This is a genomic window from Bradyrhizobium sp., from assembly GCF_027307225.1.
GTDB lineage: Bacteria > Pseudomonadota > Alphaproteobacteria > Rhizobiales > Xanthobacteraceae > Bradyrhizobium.
Genome location: NZ_DAHUXJ010000016.1, coordinates 1 through 8,366, shown reverse-complemented (window position 1 = coordinate 8,366; position 8,366 = coordinate 1). Strand labels below are relative to the sequence as shown.

The following is an 8,366-nucleotide window of genomic DNA, read 5'->3' as shown; positions in this document are numbered from 1 at the left end:
CGCCAGCGGCTTCGTTCAATCCCCAACCGCAATTTGCAAGAAAATCGGCACCCAGGTCCCAATTTCTGGCAAATCCAATTGCACGAATTCCAGCAATTTCTATTGCCAGCCAGTCGCTTCGGGATTTTTCACGGACGACTACCCGGCCGCGACCTGACGGCGCAGCGGGCAACATCGAAGATGTCTGCGGCTATTGCAGCACTGGCGAATGGTATTTCTGCAGCGCCGTCTCGACGCGTTTGTTGTCATAGGTCAGGCTGAAGTCGATCTTCGCGCGCTTGAGCGCCGGATCGATCACCCCAATCGAGTTCAGCACATTCTGGGCCGCTTCCTGATTCACAAGGCCGTCCCACTGAAAGGCCGGCAGGTTTCGCTGCAGCGACACCCGATAGATCGCCTCGCCGCTCTTATAGTACGAGGGTGGGAGTGATTTGATGATGTCGTCGATCGATGCCGTTTTCAGCCATTGCATGGCATGGACAACCGCATTGACGATCGCCTGCGAGGTGTTTGGATTGGCTTTCAGGAAGTCGTTCTTCACCATGAGGCAATCCGCAAGATAGCCGCCGCCGAAGGCCTGTTGCGTACCTGCCGCGGTCCGGCTGTCGGATAGAATGACCGCATCGCCGCCGTCGACCAGGGTGTTGATGGCAGGATCGAGGTTGACCAGCGCATCGAGTTCGCCGCCGCTCTTCATCGCCGCCACCGCGCTCGGGCCGGTGCCGATCGATATATAGCTTGCGTCCTTCCAGGAAACGCCGGCGCGCTCCATCAGTCCGGCGACGAAGTTGTGGGTCGAGGAGCCTGGCGCCGAGACGCCGATCTTCTTGCCCTTGAGGTCGGCGACCGTCTTGATCTTGTCGGCTTCCGACTTGCGCACCACCAGCACGTTGCCGGGATAGCGGCCGTAAGGCACGAGGCAGGTGATATCGACGCCCTTGGTCTGCATGCGCAGCGTATGCTCATAGGCGCCTTCTGCGACGTCGGCGCTGCCGCCGACGAGGCTTTGCAGCGCGGCCGTGCCCGACGCGAAGGCATTGGACTCGACGATGAGGCCTTCCTGCTCGAAATATTTGCGATTCAACGCCACGAAATAGGCGACCTTGTTCATCTGGCTGATGGAGCCTCCGACCGCGATGGTGAGGTTCTTCTTTTCAAGTGCAGGATTATCCGCCGCCGCCACGCCACCGGCCGCCAGCATCACCAGGCCGAAAGCGGAAATCGCCAAAGCACGTTTCATTGTTCTTTTCCTCCCTGCGCCGCCTTTTTGCACATTTTCATTTTCAAGGTCGGCGGCTGTCGTTAATCCATTAGCCAATCCCGCTGGCCCAAAACGCGTCACTCATAGCGGTTCCTTCTTCAGGATATCCTGCAGCACGTTACGCGGAATACGGATGTCGAGACCGGCGCGCTCTTCCTGAATCAGCATCGCAGAGCGCGAGTCGCGTTTGCCCCATCCCTTGTTCAACGCTTCCGTCATCTCGGCGAGCGTCATGTTGGCAAAGCGCATAGGCACGCCGGTCTCGCGGCCGAGCGCAGTCGCAAGCGACACGTCCTTGTGTGCGAGCTCGAGCGCGAAGGCCGGGTTATCGAACTCATGCGGCAGGAACTGATCGGTCATGCGATCGACTGCGCGCTGCCGTCCGAGCGAGCCTTGCCGGATCGCGCTGAACAATGCGACCGGATCGACGCCGGCCTTCACGCCCAAGGTGAAAGCTTCGGCCAGAACCATCTGGATGCCGTAATTGGCGCAGTTGTGCACAAGCTTGGCGACCGAGGCGTTGCCGCTGTCGCCGAGATAGCGCACCTGGTCGCCGAGCAGATCGAGGATCGGCTTGCAGGCATCGTACGTCGCTTGCTCGCCGCTGACCCAGATCGCGAGCTTTCGCGAAGCCGCGCCTTTCGGTCCGCCACTGACCGGCGCATCAAGCATGGAGACGCCAGTTTTGGCGAGATCGGCGGAGAGCTGGCGCACCAGTGCGGGCGAATTGGTCGAACAATCGATGTAAGGCGTTCCGGCTGCGAGGCCGGCGCGAAGACCGTCTTCGCCCGCCATGATCGCTTCGATCTCCGGCGGCCCGGGGAGAACGGTGAAGACCAGCTGCGCGTTCGCCGCGAGTTTCTTGGGCGTTTCCGCCCAGATCGCGCCTTTGGCGATCGCCGTGGCGGCCGACTCGCGGCGTCTTGTCAGGACATAAAGCGTGTGTCCGGCATCGAGCAGGTGACCGGCCATCGGGCCGCCCATGGCTCCCAATCCGGCAAAGCCGATCTTCATCGCTTACTCCTTCGGCGGGTCGTCGAGACGGACTACAATGCCCTCGAGCTCAGGCCGCGGCGCCCTGTAGCGCTTCATGACAAGGGGATCGTGACCGGGAATGATGTGCTGGGGCGAGGGCGCCGCCGCGCGCAGCTTGTCAAATCCCTCCAGCATCTGGCCGATATGAAATGCCGTCACATAGGGCTTGTGCGCTTCCATGTTCTCGTAGAAGTGCGTGACGTCGGAGGCGAGAACCACCCAGCCGCGCCTGGTATGTACCCGTACGAATTGCAGTCCCGCCGAATGACCGGGGGCAGGGTGGATGGTGATGCCCGGCGACAGCTCCGCCGATCCTTCATAGAAGTTGACGCGGCCGGCGTAATTGGCACGGACGATGCCGACGACGTCCTCGACCTCGTAAGAGTGACGCAACTTCCTGTATTTCATATAGCGGCCGACCGCGTAGTGCAGTTCGGCTTCCTGCAAGTGAAAGGTTGCGGCTGGAAGCTTGTCGAAGCTGCCGACATGGTCGTAGTGCAGGTGGGTGAGGATGACGTCGGCCACCTTGGCAGGGTCGAGACCGATGAGTTTCAACGATTCGATCGGGCAGCGCAGATAGTCGCGCTTGCGCTTGGCGGCGATCTCGGCGGTGAAGCCGGTGTCGATTACATAGCTCCGGTCCGGCCCGATCGCGGCCCACACATAATAATCGAGCGGCATCGGCCCGTCGTGCGGATCGCCGCCGATGAAATTGTCGGAACGCTTGGAGGCGCGCGTCGCGTAGCGGATGGCGTAGACTTCGTAATCGGGAAGGGCGGACATTGTTCAACTCGTTGAAGAGCGGGGGATGTGGCGCCGGAAAGTTTCGGCATATTCCGCGATGCCTTTTTCAAGCGGCCATTTCGGCGACCAGTTCAGAAGGCGTTTGGCGGCGGTGATATCGAGCGAGGTCCGCATCTTGACGTTCTGCTGTTCCAGCGGCGTCAGTTCGTCGCCGATTTCGATGTCGGCGCCCGGAATCGTATTGCGAACGATCTGGGCAACTTCGCTTGCGGTTCGCGCATTGCCGCTTGCGACATTGATGACGCGTTGTTCGCCGGCTTTCCAGGAAGGCGCCTGAAGGGCGGTAATAATGCCATCGCTGCAATCCGAAACATGGGTGTAATCGCGCTTCATCCGCCCGCCGGTTGCAAAACGCGTCGGTTTGCCGAGCACCGAATTTTCGACCATCGGCTTGATGTACATTGGAATGCGCATGCCGAAACCGTAGATTGCCGTGACGCGGATCGCGAGGAAATCGAGGTTCTGGAAGTTCGCATAAGCAAGCCCGATGGCCTCGCCGGCCATCTTGGAGGTGCCGTAGTGTCCGGCCGGATTGGCGTCGCGAATCGAAAAGGCCGGATCGGTTTCGACCAGCGTTGCGCCCGAGCCTTGGTGATACGCCGCGTTGCTCGACACGAAGACGACGCGCCGCATCGATAGCTGCCGCGCGACCTCGCAGACGTTGACGAGACCCATGATATTGGTCTGGTAGGTTGCGATCGGCTGTTCCAGGGACGGGTCAAGACCGACCATTCCGGCCGAGTGAATGATCGCTTCGATGTTCTCGCTGCGGCAAACCGCGAAGAGCCGGGCTATGTCGTTGATCTGTCCGGAGCGAAAGCGCGCCGCAATATCGGGTGATATCGCAAGCGTGTCGACGTTTGGCGGCGCGATGTCGTAGGCGAACGCCCCATGTCCCTGCCGCAGCAGGGCGGCCATGATGTAGCCGCCGAGAAATCCCGCTCCCCCCGTCACCAATACGTTCATTGGTTTGCCCGCTGTTGAAGGGGTTCAGTGCGCGGCGTTGCGTTCGGCCAGCATCACGCTCATCAGCGCGACCGCGTGCTCGCTCATGTGCCTGGAATAGACCTCTGCCGACTCGCGGCCGAACCTGCGAAGCAGGCCCATCGACTTTGGATCGAAGGCGGCCATCTGGTTGGCAACTTCCAGCGCGCGCTTCAGCGCGGTGCCCGCCGGCGCGACTTCGGTCACGATGCCGGTGTCCTGCGCTTCCTTCGCCAGGATCTGCCGGCTGGTGACGGCGAGCTCGAACGCGCGCTTGTACGGCACGAAGCGGAACAGATAGGTGAAGACGATCAGCGGCGGCAGGCCGTGCGACATCTCCGGCAGCGAGAACACGGCGTTTTCCGCGGCGACTGCATAGTCGACCTGGGCGGTCATGCCGAAGCCAAATCCGAACGCCTTGCCTTCGACCGCAGCGATGACGGGAACGCTCAAAGCATTGAGCGCGGCGTTCACTTTGAGGATGGCATTGAGGTCTTCAGCGACTTCGGAGGCCCGCGTCAGGCCTTTGACGCCGACCCGGCCGCCGCAAAACATGTTGTTGCGGCCTGTGATCACGAGCGCCCGCAATTCCCTGTCGGAGGCGCATTTCGTCAGTACCGCGGCCAGATCGAGAATATCCGGGGTGTAAAGGAAATTGTTGGCTTCCTGGCCTGCCAGGGTGACCACGGAAACGCCCTTTCCCTGGGCACTGATCTCGATCGCCATGGTGGGCATCCTCCTTTGATTGGCATTTCTAATGTTACCGCGTCCCGAACCCGGCCGGGTCGCCACCCATCCGGCATGAATTGTCTAACAATCTGTCAATCCCTTGTCACGCCACCCAAAAGTTGCGGCGCGGGCCCAGGCGATGGACCCGTCCGTTCCGTTCGGTGGTTACAAGATGAGCGGCTATGGCCGGGAGTCCGGCAAGCAGCACGTCGAAAAATACCTCAACGTCAAGGCGGTCTGGGTCAAAACCTGAAGGCTTCGAGCGCACTCTCAGGAAGGGAAAGTGGCGGCTTCGACCGCCATCGTTATTTTCGGCCTTGTTCGCGGGCTCGTGACTACTTCCGCGTGACCTCGGGAAAGATCCACATCGCAATGACCATGAAAGGCGCAAGGAACAGGATCGCGATTTTCGGCCCGTGCATGCCGATCGAGTCCTGATAGAAATAGCCGGCGAGCGCGACCAGCAGCACGATAATCGAGAGTGCAGTCTTGATCGGGAAGGGCATGGGTCGTGCTCCTTACAAGGCGGAAAATTTCAGAAGCGGGGAAACCAGCAGCGCCAGCGAGGCAAGCTGAATCGCGCCAAGCAAGACGAGACCGCCGCAGCTGTCGCGCCACGCGTTTGGGATGACTTCAACGACCGATGGCACGAACAGGAAGATCAGGCCGCCGGCGACGACCACGGAGGTCCAGCGCAGCGTTTCGTGTGCGTAGAACGCCACGCCGCCGAGCAGCGCCGCCAGCAGCGCGACGTTCAATAGCACGAGCGCGTTGCCCGTCAGTCCTGAGACCGGCGCCGGCCGTGCCCGCGCGGGAAACATGCCGGCCAGGGTAAAGAAGCTGAGGCAGCCCGCGGCAAAGGTTGCCGCAAACAGCGCCAGCGCCAGCCCATTGGGTTCGATCGCGCGCAGCATGGGCTACTAGAGCTCCGATTCCGAAGTTCGCATGATGTCGTGGCAGCCCTTGATGCGAACTTCGGAAATCAAAGGAGCTCTAGCAACTATTAGTTTCTAGCGCGGCTTTGAATTTGAAGTTCCTATGACGAATTTTCGGCAACCTTGATAGGAACTTCAAATTCGCCGCACTAGACCGGGACCGAGTGGACCTGCGGATCGATCTTCGGCGTACGAGCCGTCTTGCGCATGTCGCTCTTGATGAATCTGGTTTCGTAACCGTTGAATAGGTGGCCGAGCAGGCCGCGGTTGAGATCGGACGTGCCAAACACCCAGTCCATGATCGGGAAGGTAAGGTTCATGTTGCGCTCCATCATGATCGACTGATCGTGGTGCGCGGTGTGGTGACGACGCAGGGTATTCACCGTCGGCATGTTGGCTACGAACCAGTTCTCGTCGACATGGCAGCAGAAGTGCATGAATTCGTAGACCAGGTACATCGAGGTCGTCGTGGCGATCAGCAACCAGCCGACGTTTGGCGAAACGATCCAGCCGGCGATGATCGCAAGCGGTATCGACATCAGCGTGAAGGTCGCGAGCGCATAGGGTGGGAAGAAGGTGACGCGCCAGTCCAAGTGGTCGGCGAAGCGCATCTCCTTCTCAGTGAAGAACTGGTGATGCATCAAGGTGTGCCGATTGTAGATCGCACGGAACGCCTTGACCTGCGAGGGGCGGTGCATGACGTAGCGGTGAATCCACCATTCGAAGAAATTGGCGCCGAGGAAGGCGACCGGGATGATCAGAAGCTCCCACGCGCGTAAGGAGTGCACGTTCGCCAGATAGATGTAGAGTGCGGTTAAGCCGATCACATAGATGATGAAAACGTGCAGCCAGCCGTTGTACCATCCGGCCACGCGCTCGCGGTAGGTCTCGCGGTAACGGCGCTGGCGGTCGGACATGGGGGTCGAGGCGAGTTCCATGGCGGTCCTTATCCTGTCGAAAATCGACGATGACATGAAATCTGGAGTCTGATATATCACTAATCTATCATGGCCGCAAGCCGACCGGGAGGGAACTGCAGTGAAGAAATTCAACGGCGACCGTACCATCGACGGCGTCAAGGCCTGGGTCGACGGCCAACTCCTCGACCAGAGGCTTGATATCCATCGATATACCCCCAACGGATACGAATGGAGCTACGAGGGCGACGAGCCGCGGCAGCTCGCACTCGCAATCCTGGCCGAGCATCTGGGCGATGCTGCCGCAGCCAAGGCGCTGGTCGAACCGTTCATGAAGGCCGTGGTCGCTAATTTCGACAATGAGTGGGAGATGACGTCGGCCGACGTCGACGCCGCCATCAACGCGCTTCGCGGCGGCTCGCTGCGCGCCGCGTCCTGAACGAAGAACTTTGTAAAGTGGCACTCACCTACAAGGCGGCCGTCCTTCACGCGACGAAGTCAGAGCTTTCGATCGAAACGGTGCATGCGACCGATCCGGCGCCGGGCGACGTCGTCGTCCGGATCAAGGCGGCCGGCCTCTGTCACACTGATCTGGAGGTGATCGACGGCTCCTTGCGCAATCCGATGCCGATCGTCCTTGGCCATGAGGCTGCAGGAGTCGTCGAGCGGGTTGGGCCGGAGGCGCGCGGCGTTGCCGTCGGCGACCATGTCGTGCTCTCGTGGAATCCGCATTGTGGGCACTGCTTCTATTGCGATCGCGACCTGCCAATTCTTTGCGAGAGCTATCTGGGTCAGGCGCCGCTTGCGGTGCAGTTCGACGGAGCGAGCCGGGCGCGCTTGCGTGATGGACGCGAACTGAAGCACCTGATGTATCTCGGCGCGCTCGCCGAATACTGCATCGTTCCGGCGCAGCAGGCGATTGTCGTGCCGAAGGAATTGCCGTTCGATCAGGCGTGCCTGATCGGCTGCGGCGTGATGACCGGGGTCGGTGCAGCGCTGAACGTCGCCTCGATCCAGCATGGCGATGCCGTGATGGTGATCGGCTCGGGCGCGGTGGGTCTTGCCGCCGTGCAGGGCGCGCGCATGGCGGGGGCGGAGACCGTAATCGCGGTCGATCTCGCCGAGGACAAGCTGCGTCTGGCGCAAAAACTTGGCGCGACCCATGCCGTCAACGCGGCAAAGGAAAACGTGGTCGAAGCCGTGCGCCGGCTGACGAGCGGTCGCGGCGCGGACGTGGTGCTGGAAGCAGCCGGCAGCCCCCGCGCGTTCCGATTGACCAGCGAAGCGGTGCGGCCCGGCGGCGAGGTGATCTGGCTCGGCAAGACCGACGTGAACGAGGACGTAGCGTTCCGCTGGGGTTCACTGATGCAGGAGAAGCGCATTCGCCGTTCGAGTTACGGCGGTGCGCGACCCCTGCGCGACTTCCCGATGCTGGCGCGCGCAGCGCTGGATGGACGGCTTGATCTTGAAGACCTCATCACGGCGCGTATTTCGCTCGAGCAGGTCAACGAGGGTTTTGCGGCGCTCAAGCGCGGCGAGGCGATCCGCAGCGTGGTGGTGTTCTAGTCCAATGGGAGACCCCCCGGCTCTGCCGGGGTGGCAGTAGAAGTTTGACATTTCCAGCAGTGGCCCATCGACGAAACGCCCCGACTCGTGAGCCACCACGCGCACGAAAAGGAGTTTCGCGATGGGCCTGTACTT

The 8,366-nt window shown here is 61.1% G+C and carries 10 protein-coding genes and 1 pseudogene; 3 read left to right on the top strand and 8 right to left on the bottom strand.

What is annotated here, in order from left to right:
• Window positions 1-190: 190 nt before the first annotated feature.
• From M6D32_RS03300 to M6D32_RS03280, 5 genes are all read right to left on the bottom strand, one after another.
• Window positions 191-1,240 carry an ABC transporter substrate-binding protein gene (locus M6D32_RS03300; RefSeq protein WP_298253311.1) on the bottom strand — a complete coding sequence of 350 codons (1,050 nt, stop codon included), beginning with the start codon at window positions 1,238-1,240 and terminating at the stop codon, window positions 191-193.
• A 102-nt stretch (window positions 1,241-1,342) separates the two neighbouring features.
• Entirely contained in the window at window positions 1,343-2,275 is a 933-nt protein-coding gene (locus M6D32_RS03295) for an NAD(P)-dependent oxidoreductase (RefSeq protein ID WP_298253309.1), read from the bottom strand.
• Between the two features lie 3 nt (window positions 2,276-2,278).
• Entirely contained in the window at window positions 2,279-3,079 is an 801-nt protein-coding gene (locus tag M6D32_RS03290; RefSeq protein WP_298253307.1) for an N-acyl homoserine lactonase family protein, read from the bottom strand.
• 3 nt (window positions 3,080-3,082) lie between these two features.
• A complete protein-coding gene (locus M6D32_RS03285; protein ID WP_298253305.1) occupies window positions 3,083-4,066 on the bottom strand; it encodes an NAD(P)-dependent oxidoreductase in 984 nt (327 codons plus the stop codon).
• Window positions 4,067-4,090: 24 nt separating this feature from the next.
• Complete coding sequence (locus M6D32_RS03280; RefSeq protein ID WP_298253303.1) at window positions 4,091-4,810, bottom strand: enoyl-CoA hydratase/isomerase family protein; 720 nt, start codon at window positions 4,808-4,810, stop codon at window positions 4,091-4,093.
• 136 nt (window positions 4,811-4,946) lie between these two features.
• Between M6D32_RS03280 and M6D32_RS03275 the strand changes: the two are divergent.
• Window positions 4,947-5,066: pseudogene (locus M6D32_RS03275) on the top strand (aldehyde dehydrogenase family protein); the annotation flags it as partial.
• A gap of 82 nt (window positions 5,067-5,148) precedes the next feature.
• Here M6D32_RS03275 and M6D32_RS03270 read toward each other — a convergent pair.
• The 3 genes from M6D32_RS03270 to M6D32_RS03260 all read right to left on the bottom strand — a co-directional run bounded on the left by M6D32_RS03270 (window position 5,149) and on the right by M6D32_RS03260 (window position 6,686).
• The gene (locus M6D32_RS03270) at window positions 5,149-5,319 is read right to left on the bottom strand and encodes a hypothetical protein (protein ID WP_298253301.1); all 171 of its coding nucleotides are present in this window, start codon (window positions 5,317-5,319) and stop codon (window positions 5,149-5,151) included.
• Window positions 5,320-5,331: 12 nt separating this feature from the next.
• Window positions 5,332-5,727: a hypothetical protein gene (locus tag M6D32_RS03265; protein ID WP_298253299.1), complete on the bottom strand. Its 396-nt coding sequence runs from the start codon at window positions 5,725-5,727 to the stop codon at window positions 5,332-5,334.
• Window positions 5,728-5,897: 170 nt separating this feature from the next.
• Window positions 5,898-6,686: a sterol desaturase family protein gene (locus M6D32_RS03260; RefSeq protein ID WP_298253297.1), complete on the bottom strand. Its 789-nt coding sequence runs from the start codon at window positions 6,684-6,686 to the stop codon at window positions 5,898-5,900.
• Window positions 6,687-6,786: 100 nt separating this feature from the next.
• Between M6D32_RS03260 and M6D32_RS03255 the strand changes: the two genes are divergently transcribed.
• Both M6D32_RS03255 and M6D32_RS03250 read left to right on the top strand, forming a co-directional pair.
• A complete protein-coding gene (locus tag M6D32_RS03255) occupies window positions 6,787-7,104 on the top strand; it encodes a DUF6166 domain-containing protein (RefSeq protein WP_298253295.1) in 318 nt (105 codons plus the stop codon).
• Between the two features lie 17 nt (window positions 7,105-7,121).
• On the top strand, window positions 7,122-8,231 hold the full coding sequence (locus M6D32_RS03250) for a Zn-dependent alcohol dehydrogenase (protein WP_298253293.1): 1,110 nt from the start codon (window positions 7,122-7,124) through the stop codon (window positions 8,229-8,231).
• Window positions 8,232-8,366: the final 135 nt, after the last annotated feature.

Coding starts and splice junctions, on each gene's coding strand:
- M6D32_RS03300 (WP_298253311.1), bottom strand. CDS start 1,240: ATGAAACGTGCTTTGGCGATTTCCGCTTTCGGCCTGGTGATGCTGGCG.
- M6D32_RS03295 (WP_298253309.1), bottom strand. CDS start 2,275: ATGAAGATCGGCTTTGCCGGATTGGGAGCCATGGGCGGCCCGATGGCC.
- M6D32_RS03290 (WP_298253307.1), bottom strand. CDS start 3,079: ATGTCCGCCCTTCCCGATTACGAAGTCTACGCCATCCGCTACGCGACG.
- M6D32_RS03285 (WP_298253305.1), bottom strand. CDS start 4,066: ATGAACGTATTGGTGACGGGGGGAGCGGGATTTCTCGGCGGCTACATC.
- M6D32_RS03280 (WP_298253303.1), bottom strand. CDS start 4,810: ATGGCGATCGAGATCAGTGCCCAGGGAAAGGGCGTTTCCGTGGTCACC.
- M6D32_RS03270 (WP_298253301.1), bottom strand. CDS start 5,319: ATGCCCTTCCCGATCAAGACTGCACTCTCGATTATCGTGCTGCTGGTC.
- M6D32_RS03265 (WP_298253299.1), bottom strand. CDS start 5,727: ATGCTGCGCGCGATCGAACCCAATGGGCTGGCGCTGGCGCTGTTTGCG.
- M6D32_RS03260 (WP_298253297.1), bottom strand. CDS start 6,686: ATGGAACTCGCCTCGACCCCCATGTCCGACCGCCAGCGCCGTTACCGC.